The 25748-nt window shown below is 70.6% G+C and carries 22 protein-coding genes and 1 tRNA gene; 15 read left to right on the top strand and 8 right to left on the bottom strand.

Features of this window, described 5'->3' with window-relative positions:
• Window positions 1-79 precede the first annotated feature (79 nt).
• Window positions 80-152, top strand: a tRNA-Trp gene (locus IE226_RS09600).
• A gap of 161 nt (window positions 153-313) precedes the next feature.
• Here the strand turns inward: IE226_RS09600 and IE226_RS09595 are convergent.
• From IE226_RS09595 to IE226_RS09580, 4 genes are all read right to left on the bottom strand, one after another.
• Entirely contained in the window at window positions 314-1285 is a 972-nt protein-coding gene (locus IE226_RS09595) for an acyl-ACP desaturase (RefSeq protein WP_190080650.1), read from the bottom strand.
• A 182-nt stretch (window positions 1286-1467) separates the two neighbouring features.
• Window positions 1468-2244, bottom strand: coding sequence for a dimethylargininase (ddaH, locus tag IE226_RS09590; protein WP_190080649.1), 777 nt, complete (start codon window positions 2242-2244; stop codon window positions 1468-1470).
• A gap of 75 nt (window positions 2245-2319) precedes the next feature.
• The gene (locus IE226_RS09585; RefSeq protein ID WP_190080648.1) at window positions 2320-4620 is read right to left on the bottom strand and encodes an ATP-binding cassette domain-containing protein; all 2301 of its coding nucleotides are present in this window, start codon (window positions 4618-4620) and stop codon (window positions 2320-2322) included.
• A 10-nt stretch (window positions 4621-4630) separates the two neighbouring features.
• Window positions 4631-6262: an ABC-F family ATP-binding cassette domain-containing protein gene (locus tag IE226_RS09580; RefSeq protein WP_190080647.1), complete on the bottom strand. Its 1632-nt coding sequence runs from the start codon at window positions 6260-6262 to the stop codon at window positions 4631-4633.
• Between the two features lie 317 nt (window positions 6263-6579).
• Between IE226_RS09580 and IE226_RS09575 the strand changes: the two genes are divergently transcribed.
• On the top strand, window positions 6580-7263 hold the full coding sequence (locus tag IE226_RS09575) for a GOLPH3/VPS74 family protein (RefSeq protein WP_190080646.1): 684 nt from the start codon (window positions 6580-6582) through the stop codon (window positions 7261-7263).
• A 100-nt stretch (window positions 7264-7363) separates the two neighbouring features.
• The gene (locus IE226_RS09570; protein WP_190080645.1) at window positions 7364-8218 is read left to right on the top strand and encodes an isocitrate lyase/PEP mutase family protein; all 855 of its coding nucleotides are present in this window, start codon (window positions 7364-7366) and stop codon (window positions 8216-8218) included.
• Between the two features lie 73 nt (window positions 8219-8291).
• Here the strand turns inward: IE226_RS09570 and ssgD are convergent, their stop codons facing one another.
• Window positions 8292-8708: a spore wall synthesis regulator SsgD gene (gene ssgD, locus IE226_RS09565; protein WP_190080644.1), complete on the bottom strand. Its 417-nt coding sequence runs from the start codon at window positions 8706-8708 to the stop codon at window positions 8292-8294.
• A gap of 216 nt (window positions 8709-8924) precedes the next feature.
• On the opposite strand from ssgD, the gene IE226_RS09560 reads away from it, so the two are divergent.
• Entirely contained in the window at window positions 8925-10004 is a 1080-nt protein-coding gene (locus tag IE226_RS09560; RefSeq protein WP_190080978.1) for a WD40/YVTN/BNR-like repeat-containing protein, read from the top strand.
• Between the two features lie 19 nt (window positions 10005-10023).
• Here the strand turns inward: IE226_RS09560 and IE226_RS09555 are convergent, their stop codons facing one another.
• Window positions 10024-10320, bottom strand: coding sequence for a YciI family protein (locus IE226_RS09555; RefSeq protein WP_190080643.1), 297 nt, complete (start codon window positions 10318-10320; stop codon window positions 10024-10026).
• Between the two features lie 136 nt (window positions 10321-10456).
• On the opposite strand from IE226_RS09555, the gene IE226_RS09550 reads away from it, so the two are divergent.
• Window positions 10457-11023, top strand: coding sequence for a hypothetical protein (locus IE226_RS09550; RefSeq protein WP_190080642.1), 567 nt, complete (start codon window positions 10457-10459; stop codon window positions 11021-11023).
• Window positions 11020-11748, top strand: a complete 729-nt coding sequence (locus IE226_RS09545) for an endonuclease V (protein ID WP_229870697.1) — start codon at window positions 11020-11022, stop codon at window positions 11746-11748. Before IE226_RS09550 ends, IE226_RS09545 begins: the two co-directional genes overlap by 4 nt.
• On the opposite strand, the gene IE226_RS09540 is transcribed toward IE226_RS09545, so the two are convergent.
• Entirely contained in the window at window positions 11720-12946 is a 1227-nt protein-coding gene (locus IE226_RS09540; protein WP_190080641.1) for a saccharopine dehydrogenase family protein, read from the bottom strand. The genes IE226_RS09545 and IE226_RS09540 overlap by 29 nt on opposite strands.
• A 184-nt stretch (window positions 12947-13130) precedes the next feature.
• Here IE226_RS09540 and IE226_RS09535 point away from each other — a divergent pair, with 184 nt between their 5' ends.
• From IE226_RS09535 to IE226_RS09515, 5 genes are all read left to right on the top strand, one after another.
• Window positions 13131-14288: a CaiB/BaiF CoA transferase family protein gene (locus IE226_RS09535; RefSeq protein WP_190080640.1), complete on the top strand. Its 1158-nt coding sequence runs from the start codon at window positions 13131-13133 to the stop codon at window positions 14286-14288.
• Window positions 14288-15313: an LLM class F420-dependent oxidoreductase gene (locus IE226_RS09530; RefSeq protein ID WP_190080639.1), complete on the top strand. Its 1026-nt coding sequence runs from the start codon at window positions 14288-14290 to the stop codon at window positions 15311-15313. The genes IE226_RS09535 and IE226_RS09530 overlap by 1 nt, the downstream gene beginning before the upstream one ends.
• 18 nt (window positions 15314-15331) lie before the next feature.
• A complete protein-coding gene (locus tag IE226_RS09525) occupies window positions 15332-16474 on the top strand; it encodes an acyl-CoA dehydrogenase family protein (protein ID WP_190080638.1) in 1143 nt (380 codons plus the stop codon).
• Between the two features lie 47 nt (window positions 16475-16521).
• A complete protein-coding gene (locus IE226_RS09520) occupies window positions 16522-17742 on the top strand; it encodes an acetyl-CoA C-acetyltransferase (protein ID WP_190080637.1) in 1221 nt (406 codons plus the stop codon).
• Window positions 17743-17986: 244 nt separating this feature from the next.
• Window positions 17987-20161, top strand: a complete 2175-nt coding sequence (locus tag IE226_RS09515; RefSeq protein WP_190080636.1) for a 3-hydroxyacyl-CoA dehydrogenase NAD-binding domain-containing protein — start codon at window positions 17987-17989, stop codon at window positions 20159-20161.
• Window positions 20162-20186: 25 nt separating this feature from the next.
• Here the strand turns inward: IE226_RS09515 and IE226_RS09510 are convergent, their stop codons facing one another.
• Window positions 20187-20921 carry a MerR family transcriptional regulator gene (locus IE226_RS09510; RefSeq protein WP_373306925.1) on the bottom strand — a complete coding sequence of 245 codons (735 nt, stop codon included), beginning with the start codon at window positions 20919-20921 and terminating at the stop codon, window positions 20187-20189.
• Window positions 20922-21083: 162 nt separating this feature from the next.
• Between IE226_RS09510 and IE226_RS09505 the strand changes: the two genes are divergently transcribed.
• From IE226_RS09505 to IE226_RS09490, 4 genes are all read left to right on the top strand, one after another.
• Window positions 21084-22895 (top strand): AMP-dependent synthetase/ligase, encoded by a 1812-nt coding sequence (locus IE226_RS09505; RefSeq protein ID WP_190080634.1) that lies wholly within the window; start codon window positions 21084-21086, stop codon window positions 22893-22895.
• A gap of 215 nt (window positions 22896-23110) precedes the next feature.
• Entirely contained in the window at window positions 23111-24568 is a 1458-nt protein-coding gene (locus tag IE226_RS09500) for an amino acid permease (protein WP_190080633.1), read from the top strand.
• A 43-nt stretch (window positions 24569-24611) separates the two neighbouring features.
• A complete protein-coding gene (locus tag IE226_RS09495; RefSeq protein WP_190080632.1) occupies window positions 24612-25091 on the top strand; it encodes a macro domain-containing protein in 480 nt (159 codons plus the stop codon).
• Between the two features lie 116 nt (window positions 25092-25207).
• Window positions 25208-25687 (top strand): F0F1 ATP synthase subunit B family protein, encoded by a 480-nt coding sequence (locus tag IE226_RS09490; RefSeq protein WP_190080631.1) that lies wholly within the window; start codon window positions 25208-25210, stop codon window positions 25685-25687.
• Window positions 25688-25748 lie beyond the last annotated feature (61 nt).

Raw genomic sequence — 25748 nt, 5'->3', positions numbered from 1 at the left:
CTTACGGGGCCCAGCTTCGCGCGTCGGCCCGCAGCGCCTGCCCATGTGCTGTGGGGCGCGGGTACGATTCTTTGCAAGGCGGGGTGTAGCGCAGAGGCTGTCGCGTCGGTCTCCAAAACCGGAACACGCTGGTTCGAATCCAGTCGCCCCGCCCCTTCTCGCCTCATCGTTCTCACGTCATCAATTCGCTGTCCTCGGACGGCGAACCCTGCTCAATTCCCGGGTGATCGGGCGGGTGGGCGGGAGAGGATCTGCCGCGTAACGGCGGTCCAGTTCCCGCCCACCCGCACCGCACCCCGCAGGGAACCCCCTGCTACTTCCCCCGCGCCGCCATCCGCGCCTTCCGCGCCGCCAGCTTCTCGTCGAACTTGGACGCCTCGGTGTCGAGCCCGTTCATGTACAGGCCGAGCTCCTCCTGTGCCTTGAGACCCTCGGGGCCGAGCCCGCCGATCTCCATGACCTTCAGGTAGCGCAGGACGGGCTGGATCACGTCGTCGTGGTGGATGCGCATGTTGTAGATCTCGCCGATCGCCATCTGCGCGGCGGCCCGCTCGAAGCCGGGCATGCCGTGTCCGGGCATCCGGAAGTTGACGACGACGTCGCGCACGGACTGCATGGTCAGGTCGGGGGCGAGTTCGAAGGCCGCGCCCAGGAGGTTGCGGTAGAAGACCATGTGCAGGTTCTCGTCGGTGGCGATACGCGCCAGCATGCGGTCGCAGACCGGGTCGCCCGACTGGTGACCGGTGTTGCGGTGCGAGACGCGGGTCGCGAGCTCCTGGAAGGCCACGTACGCCACGGAGTGCAGCATCGAGTGGCGGTTGTCGGACTCGAAGCCCTCGGCCATGTGCGCCATGCGGAATTCTTCGAGCTTGTCCGGGTCCACGGCGCGCGAGGCCAGGAGGTAGTCGCGCATCACGATGCCGTGGCGGCCCTCCTCGGCGGTCCAGCGGTGCACCCAGGTGCCCCAGGCGCCGTCGCGGCCGAAGAGCGAGGCGATCTCGTGGTGGTAGCTGGGGAGGTTGTCCTCGGTCAGGAGGTTCACGACCAGGGCGATCTTGCCGATGTCGGTCACCTTGGACTGCTCGGGCTCCCAGGCCTCGCCGTCCTCGAAGTAGCCGGGGAAGTTGCGGGCGTCGGAGAACGGGACGTACTCGTGCGGCATCCAGTCCTTCGCCACCTTCAGGTGGCGGTTGAGCTCCTTCTCGACCACTTCTTCCAGGGCGAACAGCAACCGGGCATCGGTCCAGTCGTCCGTGCTGCCGAGATGCGGAGAGGTGATCGTCACGGGGGCTCCAGGGGGACGGGAGTTTTTTTGCGGATTACGTGCGTAGGGGTTACGCGGAAGCACGAGCGAGTGCTACCTACCTACGGTGTCGTAGGTTACGTTGCCGTAGGTTAAGCCCTCCGTAAAGTGGTCGAGTCGCCGGGCCCCAAGAGCCCCTCGCGCCCCACCCGCCCCAGGACTGGTCAGGCGTACAGCTCCCTGAGGCGTACTGAGAGGCATGTCACACAGCCTTCGAGCTTCTCGAACTCGCTGATGTCCACTGCCACCGGATCGAAACCGAGGTCCGCGAACAGTTCCGCGCTCTTGGGCGCGCTCGCCGCCAGGAGCAGTTTCGCGCCGCCGAGCAGCACCACGTGCGCCCCGGACTCCTCGGGCACCGGCAGGAAGCGCGGGAAGAGCGAGGGAGTGTCCACGAGCGGCGGGTACCCGATGACGGTGCCGTCCGGCAGGGCCGTCACCGCCGATTTCAGGTGCAGGACCTTGCTGACGGGAACGGCCGTGATCCGCGCCCCCAGCGGCTCGAACGCGGCCCGCAGTTGCCGGACCCCGTCGGCGTTCGTCCGGCCGCCGCGCCCCACGTAGATCGTGTCGCCGACCTTCAGGATGTCGCCGCCGTCGAGCGTGCCGGGCTCCCACACCCAGTTGACGGAGGCGCCGAGCCGGGCCACCGCCTCTTCCACGGCCGCCGTCTCCGCGCGCCGGGACTCGGCGCCGGGCCGCGCGATCAGCGCCACGTTGCGGAAGACGACGACCGCGTCCTCGACGAAGACCGAGTCGGGGCAGTCGTCGGCGGGCTCCACCTCGACGGTCTCCCAGCCGTGCGCACGCAGCGCCTCGGCGTACGCCACCCACTGGTCGAAGGCCAGACCCGCGTCGACCGGGGTCCGCTCCACGTGGGTGACCAGGCCTTCCGCGAGACGTGGTCCTGGCCGGCGGATCAGCGCTTTCCTGCTGGGCACGGGATGTTCTCCGTAAGGGTGCAGCGGCGGGGGCGCCCCCGCCCGGCACACGCCGGGCCGGGGTGTTGCCGCACATCATGCAGCGTGCAAGGGGTCCAGGCCCAGGTCTCGGCGCAGATGAGCGGCGGTGAACGAGCCTTCGGCGTCGAGCAACGCGCCCGGAGTGCCCTCGAAGACGACGCGGCCGCCGTGCTTGCCGCCGTCGGGACCGAGGTCGATCACCCAGTCGGCGTGCTTGACGACCTCCAGATTGTGCTCGACGACGACCACGGTGTTCCCCGCGTCGACGAGCCGGTCCAGGAGGGCGAGCAGGCCGTCCACGTCGGCCATGTGCAGGCCGGTCGTCGGCTCGTCCAGGACGTACGTCGTGCCGGTGCGGTGCAGTTGCGTGGCCAGCTTGATGCGCTGCCGTTCGCCGCCCGACAGGGTGCTCAGCGGCTGCCCGAGGGTCAGATAGGTGAGCCCCACCTCGTGCAGCGCCCGCAGCCGGCGGCGCACGCCTGTGTCGTCGGCGGCGTCGACCGCGGCGAGGAAGTCCAGGGCGCGCTCGGCCGTCATGTCGAGCACATCGGCGATGGAGTCGGAGCCGACGGTCAGCCGGAGCACCTCCTCCTTGAAGCGGCGCCCCTCGCACGCCTCGCAGGTCGTCGTCACCGGGTCCATGAACGCGAGGTCGCTGTAGATGATCCCGCGGCCCTGGCAGCTCTCGCACGCGCCGGCGGAGTTGAAGCTGAAGAGCCCCGCCTCCCGGCCGGTCTCGCGCGCGAACAGCTTGCGCAGCGAGTCCATGATCCCGAGGTACGTCGCCGGGGTCGACCGGCCCGAGATGCCGATGCCCGACTGGTCGACGACGACGGCGTCCGGGTGTTCGGCGACGAACACCCGCGACACCAGCGTGCTCTTGCCCGAGCCCGCGACGCCCGTCACCGCCGTCAGCACACCGGTCGGCACGCGCACGCTGACGTCCTTGAGGTTGTGCAGGTCGGCGCCCTTGACCCAGCGGCCGCCGATGGCCTCGCGCGGGCTCTCCTTGACGCCCGTGGAGCGCCGCAGGTGGCGGCCGGTGAGCGTGTCCGCACGGCGCAGCTCCCGCGGTGTTCCCTCGAAGACGACCAGGCCGCCGCCCGTGCCCGCACCGGGGCCCATGTCGACGACGTGGTCGGCGACGGCGATCACGTCCGGGTCGTGCTCGACGACCAGGACGGTGTTGCCCTTGTCGCGCAGCCGAAGCAGCAGATCGTTGAGCCGCCCCACGTCGCGCGGGTGCAGGCCGACGCTCGGCTCGTCGAAGATGTACGTCATGCCGGTCAGGCTGGAGCCCAGGTGCCGCACCGTCTTCAGGCGCTGGCCCTCGCCGCCGGACAGCGTGGACGTCTCGCGGCCGAGGCTGAGGTAGCCGAGGCCGATCGCCTCGATCCGTTCGAGCGCCGCCACGGCCGCCGCCGCGATCGGCCCCGCCACCGGGTCGTCGATCGGTTTCAGGGCGGCGATGAGGTCGGTGACCTCCATGCGGGCGCAGTCGGCGATGTTCATGCCGCCGATCCGGGTGGCGAGCGCGGCCTCGTTGAGCCGCGCACCGTGGCAGACGCCGCACTTGCCCTCGACGAGGAAGCGCTGCACCAGATCGCGGGTCTTCTGGCTGAGCGTCGACAGGTCGCGGTTGAGGTAGAGCCGCTCGAAGCGGTCGGCGAGCCCTTCGTAGTCGATGTCCCGTGCGCCACCGGTGTTGTCGACGCTGACCTTGCCGCCGTGCTTCCCGCCGCGCATGAGGAACTCCCGCTCCCGCGCGCTGAATCGCCCCACCGGCTTGTGCGTGTCCAGGTCGGGGGTGTTGGTGTACGTCTGGCCCTGCCAGGTCCCCGCGGCGAACGGCGGGAAGAGGATCGCGCCGTCCGCCAGGGACTTGGCCGGGTCCAGGATGCGGTCGTAGTCGGGCCGCACGGTCTTGCCGAGGCCGTGGCACTCGGGGCACATGCCCGACGGGTCGTTGAACGAGTACGCGGTGGCCGGACCGGCACTGGGTGTGCCGTGCCGTGAGAACAGCACGCGCATCACCGAGTAGATGTCCGTCATCGTGCCCACCGTCGAGCGGGAGTGACCGCCGATCGGCCGCTGGTCGACGACGATCGCGGGCGAGAGATCCTCGATGGTGTCCGCGTGCGGCCGCTCGTACTTCGGCAGCCGGTTGCGGACGAACCACGTGAAGGTCTCGTTCAGCTGGCGCTGCGACTCGACCGCGATCGTGTCGAACACGACCGACGACTTCCCCGACCCCGAGACGCCGGTGAAGACCGTGAGCCGGTCCTTCGGAATGCGCAGGCTCACCTCCTTGAGGTTGTTCTCACGGGCTCCGGTGATGGTGATGTATTGGTGCATACACGCGAAGCTAGCCGGAATACCGGACACCTTCTGTCGTGATTTCCTTCATCTCGCCGTCGAGGAGCAGCCAGCGTGTGATGCCGATCGACTCCAGGAACGGCACGTCGTGACTGGCCACGATCAGCGCCCCCTCGTACGACTCCAGGGCCGTGGCCAGCTGCTTGACGCTGGCCATGTCGAGGTTGTTCGTCGGCTCGTCGAGCATCAGGAGCTGCGGGGCGGGCTCCGCGAGCAGCAGCGCGGCCAGGGCCGCCCGGAACCGCTCGCCGCCCGACAGGGTCGCCGCCCGCTGGTCGGCCCGCGCACCCTTGAACAGGAAGCGGGCCAGGCGGGCCCGGATCCGGTTGTTGGTGGCGTCGGGCGCGAAGCGCGCCACGTTCTCGGCGACGGTCAGTTCCTCGTCGAGCACGTCGAGCCGCTGCGGCAGGAAGCGCAGCGGTACGTGCGCGAGCGCCTCTCCTTCCTCGGCGTCGAGCTCCCCGGCGATGGTGCGCAGGAGAGTGGTCTTGCCCGCGCCGTTGCGGCCGACCAGCGCGATCCGTTCGGGGCCGCGCAGCTCGAACTCGCCCCGCACGCGCGCTCCGTGGCGCAGGGAGAGCTCCCGCAGCGTGAGCACGGTGCGGCCCGGCGGCACCGCGGTGAACGGCAGATCGACGCGGATCTCGTCGTCGTCCCGCACCGCCTCGACGGCGTCGTCCAGGCGCTCCTTCGCCTCGGTGAGTTTCTCCTCGTGCATGACGCGGTGCTTGCCCGCGGACACCTGCGCCTGCCGCTTGCGCTCGGCCATGACGGCCTTCGGCTCGCGCTTGGTGTCCCACATCTTCTGGCCGTAGCGCTTGCGCCGGGACAACTTCACGTGCGCGTCGGCCAGTTCGCGCTTCTGCTTCTTCAGGTCGGACTCGGCGACACGCACCATGCGCTCGGCCGCCTCCTGTTCGGCGGCCAGTGCCTCCTCGTACGCGGTGAAGTTGCCGCCGTACCACTTGACCTCACCGTCCCGCAGATCGGCGATCTGGTCGACCAGGTCAAGGAGTTCACGGTCGTGGCTGACCACGACCAGGACCCCGGACCAGGCGTCGACGGCCGCGTACAGACGCCGACGGGCGTACAGGTCGAGGTTGTTGGTGGGTTCGTCGAGCAGGAGCACGTCGGGGCGGCGCAGCAGCAGCGCGGCGAGGCGCAGCAGCACGGACTCGCCGCCCGACACCTCCCCGGTGGTGCGGTCCAGGCCGATATGGCCGAGGCCGAGCTGATCGAGGGTCGCCAGAGCGCGCTCCTCGACGTCCCAGTCGTCGCCGACCGCCGTGAAGTGCTCCTCGGCCACGTCACCCGCCTCAATGGCGTGCAGGGCGGAGCGAGTCATGCTGATGCCGAGCACCTCGTCGACGCGCAGAGTGGTGTCGAGGGTGACGTTCTGCGGCAGATATCCGATGTCGCCCGCGACGCGGACGGCGCCGTCGCTCGGGCCGAGTTCACCGGCGATCAGCTTCAACAGGGTTGATTTCCCTGATCCGTTGACCCCGATGAGACCCGTCCTGCCCGGTCCGAAGGCCACCTGGAGTCCGTCGAAGACGCCGGTGCCGTCGGGCCAGGAGAAGTCGAGCGACGTGCACGTGATGGAGGTGGGGGTAAGAGACATGTGGTCCTCGCGGTTGCGTGAGATGAAGCGCGGTCAGGGGCAACGCGTTTCGGGACACCGCGGGGCACGACAGGAGGACGGGAGCAGCGTCGTCAGGGGGCGAGGGCAGAAAAAAGGGCCCTGTGCCGGGGGACGGCTCGTACGCCGAGGTCGCACGCTACGCACACGGCAGAACCGTGAGACGCGGTGACACCAGACCTCAGACGAGCAACGTCCTACTCCTATCGGCGACAACAGAACCTTATACACCGTAGGTTGCGGTCTCGGGACTGTCAACGCTTTATCGTGACCGCGGACGCCGCAGACGAGGAGGACCCATGTCCTATGGCTCGCTCTCATTGCCGACGCGGATCTACCTGCTGGCCTGGGACACCGGTCGCAGCAGGATCATCGGCGCCCCCGACCTGCACTACGCGGTACGGGCCTGCGCGCTCGCGGAGCTGGCCCAGCGCGGGCTCCTCTCCGACGCGGGCGGCATCGTCACGCCGGTCTTCGGCGCGCGCACCGGCGACGCGACCCTGGACAGCGTCCTCGAACTCATCGAGGAGTCCCGGCCCCGCAGATGGCGCGGCTGGATCACGCACAAGGCCCGCCACACCCTGGACCGGGCGCGCGACCAACTGGTGGCCGAGGGCTATCTGCGCACGGAGCGCACCCGGGTGTTCCGGATCTTCCCCTCCCGGCGGTACGAGCTGGAGCGCACCGGGTACGTCGAGGTCCTGCACGCCGAGGCGCTCGCCGTCCTGCGCGGTCCGGTGCCGGTGTCCGAGGTGCCCGCGGGCGACGCGGCCCTGGTCGTCTGCGCGGCGGCGGGCAAGCTGCGCGGCATCATCTCGGGCAAGGACCGCAGACAGCACAAGGACCGCCTCGACGAGCTCACCGAGCGCAGCGGGGCGCCGGCGCCAGGACTGCCCGAGCTGATGTGGGGCCTGCGCAAGGCGCTGGCCTCGGCGGTCACGGCCGCGGAGGCGGCGAGGTCCAGCGGCAGCGGGGGCGGCTGACAGGCCCCGCCTAGAGGGCCGGTGGAGGGGCCGCGCGGCGCGGACGTACCTGTCGGATTCTCGCCGGAACCGGGCCGTGCGGCGCTGATTGAGTGTGCGCATGACGACGACGAACCTCCGCGATCACGCTCTCTCCTTCCGCGCCCTGCACGTCGCGGGCCGACCGCTCGTGCTGCCGAACGCGTGGGACGCGGCGAGCGCCCGCCTCATCGAGGCCGCCGGCGCCGCGGCCGTCGCCACCACGAGCGCCGGTGTGGCGTGGGACCTCGGAGCGGCGGACGGCGACCGGCTCGGCGGGGACCGCGCGCTCGGCGCGGTCGCCCGGATCGCGGCGGCGGTCGCAGTGCCGGTGACCGCCGACATCGAGAGCGGCTACGCGGCGGACCCGGCGGGAGTCGCCCGCACGGTGCGCGGGGTGCTCGCCGCGGGCGCCGTCGGCGTGAACATCGAGGACGCGCTGTACGAAGGGGACGCCGAGTACGAGGGACCCGCGTCGCTGCGCACGGTCGCCGGGCAGGCGGAGCGCATCGCGGCGGCCCGTGCCGCCGCCGACGCGGCGGGCGTGCCGCTGTTCGTCAACGCCCGTATCGACACGTATCTGCGGGGCGTGGGGAAGCCGGCCGACCGGGCGGGCGTCACCCTGGAGCGGGCCGCGGCCTTCCTTGCCGCCGGAGCGGACGGGATCTTCGTGCCGGGGGCCGTGGACTCCGGCACGGTCAGCACACTCGTCGAGGGCATCGACGCACCGCTCAACGTGATGGCGGGCCCCGGTGCGCCGACGGTCGCCGAGTTCGCCGGTCTCGGGGTCGCGCGGATCAGCGTGGGTTCGGGCATCGCACAGGCCGCGCACGCGGTCGTGCGCGAGGCCGCGCGTGAGCTGCTCGCCGAGGGCACGTACGCGTCGCCGGCGGGCGGCCTCGACTACGGGGAGCTGAACACGCTGTTCGCCGGGTGATGCCGGGTGATGCCGGGTGATGCAGGGGTGCCGGAAAGCCGAGTGTGCTGCCGGGGGTGTCGCGGGGGACGGCTCAGCAGGCGTCCCGCATCAGCTCGGCGAGGTCATGGTCAAGGTCGACGTGCAGATGCTCGTCGCCCACGGGGACCAGGGCAAGCGTGCGGTGCAGGAAGCTGCGCAGCTCGCCGGTGCGGATGTGGACGATCGCGGTGCCCTCGGGCGCGTGGAACTCCACGACCGTGCGGTCGAAGCCGTACGGCCGCACGCGGACGTCGCCGTCGCCCACCGGCTGCTCCATGCCGCGGGTGAGCAGTTCGCGGGCAAAGGTCCAGAAGACCTCGATGCCCTCCAGGGTCGCCGGGGCGGGGAAGCTCATGCGGACGGCGAACGGATCACTCCGGTCGTAGTGCAGCGACGCGGGGATCGTCGACATCCGCGGCGCGGCGGCGACAAGGCGGGCCTCTACGGCTTGATCGATGCTGGTGGACAAGGCCTGCTCCCTCAACTACAGCTGGACGACTCGGGCCGACACTTGGATAGACGTCGGAATGACGGAATCCGTGCACGCGAACACAGAGTGACCTCGGTCACCGTGTGCTCTTCACCGTCTTCACAGAAATCTCGGAAGGAATCATGCGTTCCGGTGGTAACTTCGCCGGCCATGAAGTCCTTGGGGAAGACGAAACGGTCGCGGCCCGTGGGTCGAATGGTGTCGGCGGGGCTGTGCGGGGCCGCTCTCGCCGCGACGGCGCCGGCCGCGCCGGAGGCCGCCGGAGCAGTCCCCGCAAGCCCTGTAGGCCCTTCGCAGCATCGCGGCGGCTGGGAACTCAAGGACAGCGGCACCGACGCGCGCCTCCGCGGTCTCGCCGCCGTCAGCCGCGAAACGGCCTGGGCGGCGGGCTCGAAAGGCACCGTGCTGCGTACCTCGAACGGGGGCGGCAAATGGCGTAACGTCTCGCCGCCCGGAGCCGGGGAACTGGAGTTCCGCGACATCGAGGCGTTCGACGGGCGCCGCGCGGTGGTCCTCGCGATCGGCGAGGGGGAGGCCTCGCGGGTCTTCCGCACGGCGGACGGTGGGGCCACCTGGACGGAGTCCTTCCGTAACACCGACCCCAAGGCCTTCTACGACTGCATGACGTTCTTCGACCGGCGCCACGGCCTGGCGATGAGCGACCCGGTGGACGGCAGGTTCCGCATCCTGTCCACCGCCGACGGCGGCCGCTCCTGGAAGGTCCTGCCCGACAAGGGCATGCCCGCCGCGCAACAGGGCGAGGCGGGCTTCGCCGCGAGCGGCCAGTGCCTGGTGAGCAACGGCTCCCGTGACGTATGGCTGGCCACCGGCGGCGCGGCACGCGCGCGTGTCCTGCACTCCGCCGACCGCGGCCGCACCTGGAAGGCCGCCGACGCCCCGATCCCCGCGGGCGACCCGGCGCGCGGAGTCTTCGGCCTCGCCTTCCGCGACCGTACGCACGGCATCGCGGTCGGTGGCGACTACCGCGCCGACCAGCCCTCCCCGAAGGCCGCGGCCACCACCGGCGACGCCGGGCGCACCTGGACCACGGCCGGGCAGCCCCCGCCCGCCTACCGCTCCGGGGCGGCCTGGCTGCCGGGCAGCCGCGGGGGAGCGCTCGCGGTCGGGCCGACCGGCACGGACGTCACGTCGGACGGCGGGCGCACCTGGCGGACGGTCGACACGGGGTCGTACGACACCGTGGACTGCACCCGGGACCGGGCCTGCTGGGCGTCCGGCGAGAAGGGCAGGATCGCGCGCTGGGAGCGGGACTAGGCAGCCCTCGGCGGGGCGCCTAGGGCAGTTCCTGCCGGTAGGGGGCGAGGGCCGGGGCGGTCTTCGTGGCGTAGAACTCGGTGATGCGGTACTCGCAGACCTCCGCGATGACGAAGGGGTCGCTCGCGGCGATCTCCTCGACCGCCGCCCGGTCATCGGCCACGGCGAGGATCACGCCGCCGTCGCGCGGGTTCTTGCGACCCGACGCGATCACGACGCCCTGCGCGTAGAGCTGGTCGAGCCAGGCGACGTGGGCGTCGAGCTCCTTGTCGACGGCGGACACGGGGGCGGTATAGGTCAGCTCCAGAACGAACATGATCGCGAGGCTACCGCCGCGGCCCGCAAGGCGTCGCGGCGGCCCGGTGCGGGCGCTTTATCCTGAACGTTCAACCGGTCGCTCCATGGGGCGACTTCGTGACGCGTGGCCGCCCCATTTCTGCCGGGAGTTCGCTTTGCTGTACAGGAAGACCGCTTTGCGCGTCGCCGCGCCCGTGGCCGTGCTCGCCCTCGCGCTGACCGCCTGCGGGGGCGACGAGGGCAAGAAGGAGGCCACGGGCAAGGCGAAGCCCGGCGCGCGCGCCACCGGCGAGAGCGCGACCGGTGAGTCGAAGGAGGGCCTCGTCTCCGCCACCTACGACGTCACCGCGCAGAAGGTCGAACTGGGCACCGAGGCCGAGACCGCGAAGATGGTGTCGGACCCCAAGGCGGCCAAGGGCCTGATCCCGGCGGTCGCCCACGTGAAGTACACCTACAAGTCCGCCACGGCCCTCGCACAGAGTCCGCGCGTCAGCTACTCCACCCGGATCTGGGCGGACGGCAGGCGCGGCACCCTGATCGTCGGCGCCGCCGACGGCAAACAGGGCTGCGAGAACCCCCGGTCCATCAAGGGCTGGAAGAAGGGCGAGTCCCACGTCCTGTGCGAGACCTATCTGGTCCCCGAGGACACGAAGAAGCTCGAGGTCCACTGGTCCGATCAGGCCGGCGAGGCCTTCGTCTGGAAGTTCGCGGCGGACAAGTGACGACGAACAGGCCCGCCCCCGCGCACATACCCGCCGACTGGCCCGCCGACGAGCCCGCCGCACGCGCCGTCCAGGACGAACTCCGCGCCCGGACCGTGCTCGACGAGACGGGCCCGCCGCCGGGCACGGGACAGGTCACGGGAGTCGACGTCGCCTACGACGACGAGCGCGACATCGTCGCCGCGGCGGTCGTCGTCCTGGACGCCGCGACGCTCGACGTCGTCGAGGAGGCGACCGCGGTGGGCCGCGTCGCCTTCCCGTACGTGCCGGGGCTGCTCGCCTTCCGGGAGATCCCCGCCGTCCTCGCCGCCCTGGGGCAGCTCGCGGCCGATCCGGGCCTTGTCGTCTGCGACGGCTACGGCATCGCTCACCCCCGCGGGTTCGGCCTCGCGAGCCACCTCGGTGTCCTCACCGGTCTGCCCACGATCGGCGTCGCCAAGAACCCCTTCACGTTCACGTACGAGGCTCCCGGCGCACCGCGGGGAAGCGCGGCCTCCCTCCTCGACGGAGCGCGGGAGGTCGGCCGCGCCCTGCGCACCCGCGACGACGTCAAGCCGGTGTTCGTCTCCGTCGGCCACCGCGTGAGCCTGGACAACGCCTGCGCCCACACGCTCCGCCTGACGCCGCGCTACCGCCTCCCGGAGTCGACGCGGCGCGCGGACGCCCTGTGCCGTGCGGCGCTGCGCGAGGCGACGGCTAGCGCTCCGCCGCCACCCGGAACCTGATTCCCGCGGCCTGCAGCCGGGCCGTCAGCGCATCGCCCATGGCTACGGCGCTGGTCACCTGCCCGGCCACCGGCGGCAGGTCGTCGACCGCCAGGCACAGCGCCGCCTCACCCAGCATCTTCGCCGTCTCGTCGTATCCCGGGTCGCCGCCCGAGACCTCCGTGAACACCCGCTTGCCGCCGCCCTCGCCGACGAACCGCACGGAGAACCAGCTCCTGGCCCGCCGCTGCTCGCTCGGCCCGTCACCCGGCTTAAGGCGCGAGGACAACCACCGCCGCGCGGGCGGCACTTGCGCCACGGCCGCCAGGCCGCCGACGGCCGTCGCGCCGCCCACGGCGAACGGCAGGGTCTTCACGGCGGCGTAGTGGCGGTAGCGGAAGTCGGGTCCGTAGCGATCGAGGGCCCGCGCCGAGCGCTGCACCACCTGCGGGTCGATCGTCGGCAGGGGCAGGGCCCAGGCGCCGACCTCGCCCGCGTACCGGGGTGCGGCCGGCGGCGCGTACGCCTTGCGGCCCACCACGCGCGGCTCGTGCCGGCGGCGGTCCCGCGCGGCGGCCATCATCTGCGGCCCGCGTGCGAACTGGTTGAGCGCGGAGGCGAAGGTGCCGCCGGAGAACGTCGCGTTGGTGCGCACGAAACCGTCCACGCGCAGCGGCACGCCCTCCGGGAGCTGCCGCACGGTGAAGTACGCGCCCAGGTCGTGCGGGATGGAGTCGAAGCCGCAGGAGTGCACCAGGCGTGCGCCCGTCTCCCGGGCCGTGGCGTCGTGGCGCACGTACATGAGGTCGACGAACTCGGGCTCACCGGTGAGGTCCACGTAGTCCGTGCCCGCCTCGGCGCACGCGGCGACGAGTTCCTGGCCGTACGTGAGATAGGGACCGACGGTCGTGGCCACCACGCGCGCGTGACCGGCCATCTCGCGCAGGGACTTCGGGTCCGCCACGTCCGCGCTCACGAGGGGGAGCTCCGCGCACGCCGGGTGGTCGGCGGCGAGCTTCTCCCGCAGCCGCTCCAGCTTCCCCGTGTCACGCCCCGCGATCGCCCAGCGCAGCCCTTCGGGCGCGTGCGCGGCGAGGTACTGCGCGGTGAGCACGCCGACGAAACCGGTCGCTCCGAAGAGGACGATGTCGTACGTGCGGTCCGCCGCACGCTTCTTGCCGTTGCCGTTGCCGTTGCCGTTGCCGTTCTGACTGGTCATGGCACCTCTCTGCCGTGGGCCCCACGTCGATGTCGGACGCCGAGGCTAGCGCGCGACGCGGGGACGGCCGCACGGCCCGTCCCCAATTTGTCTAAGCGCTTGCTTGCTAGGGTCTTGTGCGGAGTGGAACACGTTCTTAGCATCACTGGTGTTACATCAGTTGTGTCATAACGCTGGGGGCTCAATGGCAGTTCCGGACAAGGGCGTTCTCGGGCCGCTCGCAGGGGTGCGCGTGGTCGAGCTGGCGGGGATCGGTCCCGGCCCGTTCGCGGCCATGCTCCTCGCCGACCTCGGCGCCGACGTCGTACGCGTCGACAGGCCGGGCGGCAGCGGTCTGGCGATCAATCCCGAGTACGACGTCACCAACCGCAACAAACGCTCCGTGATCGTCGACCTCAAGGCGGCGGACGGCGCGGACCGCGTCCTCGACCTGGTGGACCGCGCCGACGTGCTCATCGAGGGCTACCGCCCCGGCGTCGCCGAACGCCTCGGCGTCGGCCCCGGCGCCTGTCACGCCCGCAACCCGAAGCTCGTCTACGGCCGGATGACCGGCTGGGGCCAGGAGGGGCCGCTCGCCCAGCGCGCCGGGCACGACATCGCGTACATCGCGATCACCGGCACTCTCGGCATGATCGGCAATCCCGGCGAGCCGCCCACGGTCCCCGCGAACCTCGTCGGCGACTACGCGGGCGGCTCGCTCTATCTCGTCGTCGGCATCCTCGCGGCCCTGCACCACGCGCGCGAGAACGGCATCGGCCAGGTCGTGGACGCCGCGATCGTGGACGGCACCGCCCACCTCACGTCGATGATCCACGGCATGCTCGCGGGCGGCGGCTGGCAGGACCGGCGCGGCGCCAACCTCCTGGACGGCGGCTGCCCCTTCTACGGCAACTACGAGACGTCCGACGGCGGTTACATGGCCGTCGGTGCCCTGGAGCAGCAGTTCTACGACGAGTTCATCGCGCTGCTCGGCCTGGCCGACGAGGCGCCCGCGCGTAAGGACCTCGCGCGCTGGGGCGAGCTGCGCGAGGCGGTCGCCGCCCGCTTCAGGACGCGGACACGCGAGGAGTGGACGGCCGTCTTCGAGGGCTCCGACGCGTGCGTCGCGCCCGTCCTCTCGCTGTCCGAGGCCCCCGGCCACCCCCACCTCGCGGCCCGCGGCACCTTCGTCCGCCACGGCGGCATCACCCAGCCCGCACCCGCGCCCCGCTTCTCCGCGACTCCGACGCACGTCCGCGGCGGCCCCGCCCAACCGGGCGCGGACACCGAGGCCGTGGCCCGCGACTGGGACGTGCCGGCGCTCGTCCGGCATTGCGACACCACCACGAAGGAAGACAGCTGATGGAGATCTCCGCACCTCTCGCCTACGCGGGCGACCCGCGGCAGGCCGCCGACGATCTGGCCGTCCTGGAGTCCGCGGGCCTGGACGCCGTCTGGGTGGCGGAGGCGTACGGCTTCGACTCGCCCACCATCATGGGCTACCTGGCCGCGCGCACCGAGCGTATGAAGATCGGCGCCGCGATCCTGAACGTCTACTCGCGCACCCCCGCCCTCATCGCCCAGACGGCGGCCGGACTGGACGCGATCTCCGGCGGCCGGGCGATCATCGGACTCGGCGCCTCGGGCCCGCAGGTCGTCGAGGGCTGGCACGGAAAGCCGTACGACAAACCCCTGGCGCGCACCCGCGAGGCCATCGAGCTGACCCGCCGCATCCTGCGCCGCGAGGTCATCGACCACCACGGCGTCACGGACATGCCGCTGCCCGCGGAGAAGGGCGGCAAGCTGGGCAAGCCGCTGAAGATCCTCACCAAGCCGGTCCGCTCCGAAGTGCCGCTGTACGTCGCCTCCCTGGGCCCGGCCAACGTCCGCATGACCGCCGAGATCGCCGACGGCTGGCTGCCCACCCTGTTCATCCCGGAGAAGGCCCACCAGGTGTGGGGCGCCCCGCTCGCCGAGGGCAAGGAGAAGCGCGATCCGGCGCTCGGCCCGTTGCAGACGGTCGCCGGCGGACTCCTGTCCATCGGTGACGACGCGGCCGCCGTACGGGATCTGGCCCGGCCCCAGATCGCCCTCTACGTAGGCGGCATGGGCGCACCGGGGAAGAACTTCTACAACGACCTCGCGGTCGCGTACGGCTACGAGAAGGAAGCAAAGCTCATCCAGGAGCTGTATCTCTCGGGCAGGAAGAAGGAAGCCGAGGCCGCCGTCCCGGACGAGTTCTGCGAGCTCATGACGCTGTGCGGGCCCGAGAGCTACGTCCGCGAGCGCGTCGAGGCCTTCCGTGAGGCGGGCGTCACCATGCTCAACGTCATTCCCGTCGGCCCCGAGCCGGCCAAGTCGATCGAAACCGTCAAGGGCTGGCTCTAGGGCTCCAGGAGGCCGTACGTGAAGCGTCAGATCTTTACCGCCGAACACGAGGCGTTCCGCGAGACCGTCCGCACCTTCCTGGCCAAGGAGGTGCTGCCCCACTACGAAGAGTGGGAGAAGGACGGGATCGTCAGCCGTGACGCGTGGCTCGCCGCGGGCAAGCAGGGGCTGCTCGGGCTCGCCGTGCCCGAGGAGTACGGCGGCGGCGGGAACACCGACTTCCGCTACAGCGCCGTACTCGCCGAGGAGTTCACGCGTGCGGGCGCCTCCGGGCTCGCACTCGGCCTGCACAACGACATCATCGGCCCGTACCTCACCTCCCTGGCCACCGAGGACCAGAAGCGGCGCTGGCTGCCCGGCTTCTGTTCCGGCGAGATCATCACGGCCATCGCGATGACCGAACCGGGCGCGGGCTCCGACCTCCAGGGCATCCGCACCACCGCCACCGATCAGGGCGACCACTGGCTGCTCAACGGCTCCAAGACGTTCATCTCGAACGGCATCCTCGCCGACCTGGTGATCGTCGTCGCCAAGACCTCCCCGGAGGGCGGCGCCAAGGGCCTTTCCCTCCTCGTCGTCGAGCGCGGCATGGACGGCTTCGAGCGCGGGCGCAACCTCGACAAGATTGGCCAGAAGTCCCAGGACACCGCCGAGCTGTTCTTCAACGACGTACGCGTCCCCAAGGAGAACCTCCTCGGCGAGCTCGACGGCGCCTTCATCCACCTGATGACGAACCTCGCGCAGGAGCGCATGGGCATCGCCGTCGCGGGGATCGCCGCCGCCGAACACCTCCTGGAGATCACCACGACGTACGTCAAGGAGCGCGAGGCCTTCGGGCGCCCGCTCTCCAAGCTCCAGCACATCCGCTTCGAGATCGCCGAGATGGCCACCGAGTGCGCGGTCACCCGCACCTTCCTCGACCGCTGCATCGTCGATCACTCCAACGGCGAACTCGACGCCGTGCACGCCTCGATGGCCAAGTGGTGGGCCACCGAACTCCAAAAGCGCGTCGCCGACCGCTGCCTGCAACTTCACGGCGGATACGGCTACATGACCGAGTACCGCGTCGCCAAGGCCTTTACCGACGGCCGCATCCAGACGATCTACGGAGGCACGACCGAGATCATGAAGGAGATCATCGGCCGCTCCCTGCTCGCCTGAGTCCGCCCCACCCTCACCTGCACAGTTCTTTGCGAAAGGCTGCTGTCTTGACCACCGAAGCGTACGTATACGACGCGATCCGCACCCCGCGCGGACGCGGCAAGGCCAATGGCGCCCTGCACGGCACCAAGCCGATCGACCTCGTCGTCGGCCTGATCCACGAGATCCGGGCGCGGTTCCCCGACCTGGACCCGGCGGCCGTCGACGACATCGTCCTCGGCGTCGTCGGCCCCGTCGGCGACCAGGGCTCCGACATCGCGCGCATCGCGGCCATCGCGGCCGGTCTTCCCGACACCGTCGCGGGCGTCCAGGAGAACCGCTTCTGCGCCTCGGGCCTCGAAGCGGTCAACATGGCGGCGATGAAGGTGCGTTCGGGCTGGGAGGACCTCGTCCTCGCGGGCGGCGTCGAGTCGATGTCGCGTGTCCCGATGGCCTCGGACGGCGGCGCCTGGTTCGCCGACCCGATGACCAACTACGAGACGGGCTTCGTGCCGCAGGGCATCGGCGCCGACCTCATCGCCACGGTGGAGGGCTACTCCCGGCGTGACGTCGACGAGTACGCGGCCCTGTCCCAGGAGCGTGCCGCGGCGGCCTGGAAGGACAACCGCTTCGAGAAGTCCGTCGTGCCGGTCAAGGACCGCAGCGGCCTGGTCGTCCTGGACCACGACGAGTACATGCGGCCCGGCACCACCGCCGACTCGCTCGCCAAGCTGAAGCCGTCCTTCAAGGACATCGGCGACCTCGGCGGCTTCGACGCGGTCGCGCTGCAGAAGTACCACTGGGTCGAGAAGATCGACCACGTCCACCACGCGGGCAACTCCTCCGGCATCGTGGACGGCGCGGCTCTTGTGGCCATCGGCACCAAGGAGGTCGGCGAGCGGTACGGTCTCGCGCCGCGCGCCCGGATCGTCTCCGCGGCCGTCTCGGGCTCCGAGCCGACCATCATGCTCACCGGTCCGGCGCCGGCCGCGCGCAAGGCTCTCGCCAAGGCGGGGCTGACCATCGACGACATCGACCTCGTCGAGATCAATGAGGCCTTCGCGGCGGTGGTGCTGCGGTTCGTCAAGGACATGGGCCTGTCCCTGGACAAGGTGAACGTCAACGGCGGCGCGATCGCGTTGGGCCATCCCTTGGGCGCCACGGGGGCGATGATCCTGGGCACGCTCGTGGACGAGCTTGAGCGTCAGGACAAGCGGTACGGCCTGGCCACCCTGTGCGTCGGCGGCGGAATGGGCATCGCCACGATCGTGGAACGGGTCTCCGGCTAAGCGCCGCCGGGGCTGTCGTCCGTCGCCGACCGCGGGTGCGTCGTGGCTGGTCGCGCAGTTCCCCGCGACCCTGAGGCAGCGGCTTCCCCGCGCCTCATGAAGGCGCGCACGAAGTGCGCCCTTCAGGGGCGCGGGGAACTGCGCGACCAGCCCCCACCGGCGTTCAGTCGGCCATGTGCCGCAGCCACCCTCCCCGGGCCCCGCCCGCCCCGCCCCGCCCACAACAGACTTCACGGAGAACGTCATGACGCAAGAAAGCACCACCATCCGCTGGGAAATGGACGCCACCGGCATCCTCACCCTCGTCCTCGACGACCCCAACCAGTCCGCGAACACCATGAACCAGGCCTTCAAGGCCTCCATCGCGGCGATCGCCGAGCGCGCGGAGGCCGAGAAGGACTCCATTCGCGGCATCATCTACACCTCCGCCAAGAAGACCTTCTTCGCGGGCGGTGACCTGAAGGACATGATGCAGGCGGGCCCCGAGAACGCGCAGGACGCGTTCGAGGCGGGCGTGGCCATCAAGGCCTCCCTGCGCCGCATCGAGACCCTGGGCAAGCCGGTCGTCGCCGCCATCAACGGCGCGGCCCTCGGCGGCGGTTACGAGATCGCCCTCGCCAGTCACCACCGCGTCGCGCTCGACGCGCCCGGCTCCAAGATCGGCCTCCCCGAGGTCACCCTCGGCCTGCTCCCGGCGGGCGGCGGCGTGACCCGCACCGTACGCCTCATGGGCATCGCCGACGCGCTCCTGAAGGTGCTGCTCCAGGGCACCCAGTACAACCCGCGGCGCGCCCTGGAGAACGGCCTCGTGCACGAAGTGGCCGCCACCCGCGAGGAGATGATCGAGAAGGCCCGCGCCTTCATCGACGCCAACCCCGAGTCGGCGCAGCCCTGGGACAAGCCCGGCTACCGCATCCCCGGCGGCACCCCGGCCAACCCGAAGTTCGCGGCGAACCTGCCCGCCTTCCCGGCCAACCTCAAGAAGCAGATCAACGGCGCCCCCTACCCGGCCCCGCGCAACATCCTCGCGGCCGCCGTCGAGGGCTCCCAGGTCGACTTCGAGACCGCGCTGACCATCGAGGCCCGGTACTTCACCGAGCTGGTCACGGGCCAGACCGCGAAGAACATGATCCAGGCGTTCTTCTTCGACCTCCAGGCCGTCAACTCCGGCGCCAACCGCCCCAAGGGCATCGAGCCGCGCCAGGTCCGCAAGGCCGCCGTCCTGGGTGCCGGGATGATGGGCGCGGGCATCGCCTACTCCTGCGCCCGTGCCGGTATCGAGGTCGTCCTCAAGGACGTCTCCGCCGAGGCCGCCGCCAAGGGCAAGGCCTACTCCGAGAAGCTGTGCGCCAAGGCGGTGCAGCGGGGGCGTACGACGCAGGAGAAGGCCGACGCGCTGCTCGCCCGCATCACGCCGACCGCGGACGCGCAGGACCTCGCGGGCTGCGACGCCGTGATCGAGGCGGTCTTCGAGGACACCGCGCTCAAGCACAAGGTGTTCCAGGAGATCCAGGACGTCATCGAGCCGGACGCGCTGCTGTGCTCCAACACCTCGACACTGCCGATCACCCAGCTCGCCGAGGGCGTCACACGGCCCGTCGACTTCATCGGCCTGCACTTCTTCTCGCCCGTCGACAAGATGCCGCTCGTCGAGATCATCAAGGGCGAGCGGACCGGTGACGAGGCACTGGCCCGCGCCTTCGACCTCGTACGCCAGATCAACAAGACGCCGATCGTCGTCAACGACTCGCGCGGCTTCTTCACCTCGCGCGTGATCGGGCACTTCATCAACGAGGGCGTCGCGATGGTCGGCGAGGGCATCGAGCCCGCCTCCGTCGAGCAGGCCGCGGCCCAGGCGGGCTACCCCGCCAAGGTCCTCTCCCTGATGGACGAGCTGACCCTCACCCTGCCGCGCAAGATCCGCAACGAGACGAAGCGCGCCGTCGAGGAGGCCGGCGGCACCTGGGCCGGGCACCCCTCGGACTCCGTCATCGACCGCATGGTCGACGAGTTCGAGCGCCCCGGCCGCAGCGGCGGAGCGGGCTTCTACGACTACGTGGACGGCAAGCGCGCCGGGCTCTGGCCCGGCCTGCGCGAGCACTTCACCAAGCCGGGCACCCAGATCCCGTTCAAGGACATGCAGGAGCGGATGCTCTTCGCGGAGTCGCTCGACACCGTGCGCCTTCTCGAGGAGGGTGTCCTGACCTCCGTCGCGGACGCCAACATCGGCTCCATCTTCGGCATCGGCTTCCCAGGCTGGACCGGCGGCGTGCTCCAGTACATCAACGGCTACGAAGGCGGCCTGCCCGGATTCGTGGCCCGCGCCCGTGAGCTGGCCGACCGCTACGGCGAGCGGTTCACGCCGCCCGCGCTGCTCGTCGAGAAGGCCGACAAGGGCGAGAAGTTCAGCGACAACTGATCTGTCGCCCGTCCGCGGGAGTGGCTCAGCTCTCCTTGAGCCACTCCCGCAGCTCCTCCTTGAGGGAGCGCTGGAACGCCGTCACCAGGGCCTGCACCACCATCGGCTGCATATGGGCCGACAGGGACCGCATCGCCGCCACGTGCTCCGGGTCCGACTCCCGCTCCCGGTAGGGGCCCCACACCTCGTCGCGGAAGAGCCGGGACAGCTCGACGGCCGCCGAGCGCGTGTGTTCCACCAGAACCGTGCGCGCCGCCAGGATGGTCTCGTGCGCGATGGGCACGCCGAGCAACTGCACACCGAGGCGCAGCAGGCCCGGATCGACGCTGTAGACCCCCGCGGACTCCGCGGGCGCGACGACGCCCATCGCCGAGAGCCGGTCCAGATCCGCGTCGCTCAGCGGCCGGCCCGCCCTGCGCTCCAGCTCCGCGCGGTCGGTCTCCTCGGCCGAGTCGGGGGCCCAGGAAGCCACCACCGCGCGGTGAATGGCGAGGTCGTGGGCGCTCAGGTCGGGCGGCAACTGCTCCAGATACCGCTCGATCGCGGCCAGCGTCATGCCCTGGTGCTGGAGCTCCTCGATGAGCCCGAGCCGGGACAGATGCTCCTGGCCGTAGTGACCGACACGGCGCGGCCCGATCACCGGCGGCGGCAGCAGTCCCTTGGTGCTGTAGAAGCGGATGGTGCGGACGGTGACGCCCGCGCGCGCGGCCAGTTCGTCGACCGTGAGCGTCGGCTCGTCGGTGTCCGACGTCTTCGTCATCGTCATGGCAGCAGTTCGCCTTCCCGTTCGCGCACCGGCAGTTGTGCACCGATCCAGTGCAACAGTATTGCTGTCTCACCACTGTTGTGAAAGCGTCCCGCCCAGTCACTTGAAAGCGTCCGGACCGGTCACGTGCTTCGTCGATGACGCCAGGAGGCGGTCATGACCACGATCCTGCGACTTCCCGGGGAACCCGCCGACATCACGCTCCCCGCCCTGCTGCTCCGCAACGCCGAGGACCACGGCGACCGCCCCGCACTCTCCTGGCGCACCACCCCCGAGGGCGAGTGGACGACACTGACCTGGAGCGAAGCCCGCCGCAAGGTCGCCGTACTCGCCGCCGGATACGCGGCGCTCGGCGTGCGGCGCGGCGAGCACGTCCTGATGATGATGGGCAACCGCCCCGAACACTGGCTCAGCGACCTCGCCCTCGTGCACCTCGGCGCGGTCCCCGTCACGGTGTACGGCACATCGGCCCCCGAGCAGATCGCGCACATCGCCCGGCACAGCCGCGCCCGCTTCGCGATCGTCGAGGGCGCCGGCGAGCTGGCCCGCTGGGAGCCCCTCCTGCCGGACGTCACGGTCCCGCTGGAGCGCCTGGTGGTCGTCGAGCCCGCCGACGCGGGGACGCACCGTACGTACGGCTCCCTGCACGCGTCGGGAAGCCTCCTCTTCGACCAGGACGGCTTCGAGAAGGCGTGGCGGGAGTCCCGCGCCGGGGATCCGCTCACCGTCGTCTACACCTCGGGCACCACCGGCGACCCCAAAGGCGTCCGCATCAGCCACCGCAACGTCGTCCTCAACGCCGTCGCCCTGGACGGCGTCGTCGAGGTCCCGGACTTCGTGGAGCACATCAGCTACCTCCCCTTCGCGCACGTCGCCGAGCGCATGCTGGGCATCTACCTGCCGGTCTTCCGCGCCGCACACGTATACCTCTGCGCGGATCCGGCCGCCGTCGCCGCGACCGCGCGTGAGCTGCGGCCCGCGCAGTTCTTCGGGGTCCCGCGCGTGTGGGAGAAGCTCGCCGCGTCCGTACGGGCCGCCCTCGCGGGGCTGCCGCAGGAGCAGCGCGAGACGATCGAGGCGGCGAACGAGACGACACGCGCGCGCGTGGCGTACGTCGAGCGCGGCGAGGACCCGCCGGCCGACCTGGAGAGGGCGTACCGCGAGGCCAAGGAGAAGGTCCTCGACCCGCTGCTCTCCCTGGCCGGGTTCGACCGCCTGGTGTGGACCGCGAGCGCGGCGGCGTCGATGCCGCAGGACGTCGTGCGCTTCTGGGCCGGCTTCGGCATCGTGATCATGGACGCGTGGGGTCTGACGGAGACGACCGGGGTCGTCACCATCAACACCCCGGCCTCCTTCCGGCTCGGCTCGGTGGGCAAGACCCTGGACGGCCTGGAGATCCGCACCACCGACGACGGCGAGATCCTGGTGCGCGGCGCGACGGTCTTCGACGGCTATCTCACGCCGGACGGCGGCGTCGAACCGGCCCGTGACGCCGACGGCTGGTTCGCCACCGGCGACGTCGGACGGATCGACGAGGACGGCTTCCTGTGGCTGACCGACCGCAAGAAGGAACTGATCGTGACCTCGACGGGCAAGAACATCTCGCCCGCGCTCGTGGAGAACACGCTCAAGGAGCACCCCCTCATCGGACAGGCCCTCGTCCACGGCGACGGCCGCTCCTACCTGGTGGCGCTGCTGGTCCTTGACCCCGAGATGGCCCCCGCCTGGGCCGCCGCACGGGGGATCACCGGCGACCTGCTGGCCGGCGAGGCCGTACGGGAAGAGGTCGCGCGGGCCGTGGAGGCGGCCAACGCGCGCCTCAACCGCACCGAGCAGATCAAGCGGTACCGGCTCCTGGGGGAGGAGTGGAGCCCGGAGACGGGAGAACTCACCCCGTCCCTGAAGCTGCGCCGCAGGGTCATCAGGGAGAAGTACGGGGACGCCATCGACAGCCTGTACACGCAGTGACGCACCCGGTGATCCACAGGCCGTACACCCTGCGATCATTGTGTGTACACCCCCTGCCCACCATGTGAGAAGTGCCGCTATGTGACGTGCGCCACCGCATGTCCGGCGATCCCCGGGGGAAGGTGTCGCGTCGGTCCACGCACGTCAGGGGTGTCGTGGGCCGGAGCACATCCGGACACCGGAGCTTTCCGGGCACCAGAGAGTAGACCCCCCACGTGAGCAAGGAAGCCGTAGACACGGCCGCTGCGGACGCATCCCGCACAGATGCGTCCCAGGCCCCCGCGGACGCGGGCGACGCCGGTTACAGCAAGGACCTCAAGGCCCGTCACGTCAACATGATCGCGATCGGCGGCGCGATCGGAACCGGACTCTTTCTCGGTGCGGGCGGTCGCCTGCACTCCGCGGGCCCCGCGCTCGCCGTCGCGTACCTCGTGTGCGGCATCTTCGCCTTCTTCGTCGTACGCGCCCTCGGCGAGATGGTCATCTACCGGCCGTCGTCGGGTTCGTTCGTCAGTTACGCGCGTGAGTTCCTCGGCGAGAAGGGCGCCTACGTCGCCGGCTGGATGTACTTCCTCAACTGGTCGACCACCGGCATCGCCGACATCACCGCGATCGCGCTCTACACGCACTACTGGAGCCTCTTCACCGACATCCCCCAGTGGGTGCTCGCGCTGATCGCCCTCGCCGTCGTCCTCGTGATCAACATGATCTCGGTGAAGTACTTCGGCGAGATGGAGTTCTGGTTCGCGATCGTCAAGGTAGCGGCCCTGGTCGCCTTCATGCTGATCGGCATCTTCCTGCTGGTCACGCAGCAGGACGTGGGCGGGCAGACGCCGGGCCTGAGCGTCATCACCGACAACGGCGGCTTCCTGCCGAACGGCATCATGCCGGTCGTGATCGTCATGCAGGGTGTCGTCTTCGCGTACGCGTCGCTCGAACTGGTCGGCGTCGCGGCGGGCGAGACCGCCGATCCGCAGAAGGTCGTCCCGCGCGCGGTGAACTCCATCATGTGGCGCGTCGGCCTCTTCTACGTCGGCTCGGTCGTCCTGCTCGCGCTGCTCCTGCCGGGATCGGTGTATTCGGCCGACCAGAGCCCGTTCGTGACGGTCCTCTCCAAGATCGGCGTCCCCGCGGCCGGTGACGTGATGAACCTGGTCGTCCTCACGGCGGCGCTGTCGTCGCTGAACTCGGGCTTGTACTCCACCGGCCGCATCCTGCGCTCCATGGCGATGGCGGGATCGGCGCCGAAGTTCACCGCAAGGATGAACAAGAGCCAGGTCCCCTACGGCGGCATCCTGCTCACCTCCGCGGTGTGCGTGCTCGGCGTCGGCCTGAACTTCCTCATGCCGAGCCAGGCCTTCGAGATCGTCCTGAACGTGGCGTCCCTCGGCATCATCAGCACCTGGGTGATCATCATGATCTGTCACCTGGCGTTCGTCCGCCGTGCCAAGGAGGGCGTGATCACCCGGCCCGGCTTCCGGCTCCCCGGCAGCCCGGTCACCGAGATCGTCACGATCGTCTTCCTGCTCTCCGTGCTCGGCCTGATGTGGAAGGACCCGGAGATCGGCCGCAAGACGCTCTACCTCATCCCGATCATCGCCGCCGCGCTGGTCGCGGGCTGGTACGGGATCCGCCGCCGGGTGGACCACGAGGCGGCAGGCCTCACGAAGTAGCGGCTGAACGGCCACTGTCGGTGGCAGCGTCTACGGTGGCGTCATGTCGGAGATCTCTTATGTCCGGGGTGACGCCACCGCTCCGTCGGGCAAGGGCGTCAAGCTGATCGCCCATGTCTGCAACGACCTCGGGGGCTGGGGCAAGGGCTTCGTCGTCGCGGTCTCACGCCGCTGGCCCGAGCCGGAGGCCGCGTACCGCCGGTGGCACCGCGAGCGCGCCAAGAACGACTTCGGCCTGGGCGCGGTCCAGTTCGTCGAGGTCGACCGGTACACATGGGTGGCCAACATGATCGGCCAGCACGGCATGCGCACGGGCAGCAAGGGCGTCCCCGTGAGGTACGAGGCCATCGACACCGCCCTGGCCGCGGTCGCCGACAAGGCGGCCGAACTCGACGCCTCCGTGCACATGCCGCGCATCGGCTGCGGTCTCGCGGGCGGCAAGTGGTCCCGCGTCGAGCCGCTGATCACCCGGCGCCTGGTGGAGCGCGGCATCGCGGTGACGGTGTACGACTTCGGGGACTGAGCGACGCCGGGCCATGCTGAGCGGCGCGTGTGCCGGGTGCCGGGAAGTGGCGGGAATCACCCAACTGTCGCGCTGATGTGCGTTGTTGTGCACGCATGAGCGGGTAGATCGGCGGCATGCAGCTCATTCCCATGCCATTAGGGCCCATCAACCCGGACGTCGAGCACATGGTCGTCGGAGCCGTGCTGTTCGGCCCCCTCTACTTCTTCGTCAGGCGCATGGTCCTCCGCCTCAACCGCGTACTCGAAGATCGCGCCACGATCCTCGAAGAGGTGACCGGCGGACGGTCGGCGGAACTGCGCCGCGAGGCCGAGGAGATACGCGCCGCGCGGGAGGCGATGCTGTCCGAGGCGCGCCGCGAAGCCGCCCGGGTGCGGCAGCAGGCCCTGGAGGAAGGGGCCGCCCTGATCGCCGCCGCCCGCGAGGACGGCGTACGCGAACGCGACGAGGTGCTGGCGGACGGGAAGGCCGGGATCGCGGCCGAGCGCTTGGCGGCGGACACCGAACTGCGCGGCCACGTGCCGGAGTTGGCGTCCAAGCTGGCGAGCAGGATCGTGGGGGAGCCGGTCGCGGCGACGACGGGTTCCGGCCGCTAGGGACATTTTCGCGTCTCACGGGGCACCGGGCGGAGCACTGGCCTGGCGCCCCGTGTGGTGT

This window comes from Streptomyces longisporoflavus (assembly GCF_014649775.1).
Lineage (GTDB): Bacteria > Actinomycetota > Actinomycetes > Streptomycetales > Streptomycetaceae > Streptomyces > Streptomyces longisporoflavus.
This window is presented reverse-complemented; position numbering and strand designations above follow the sequence as displayed.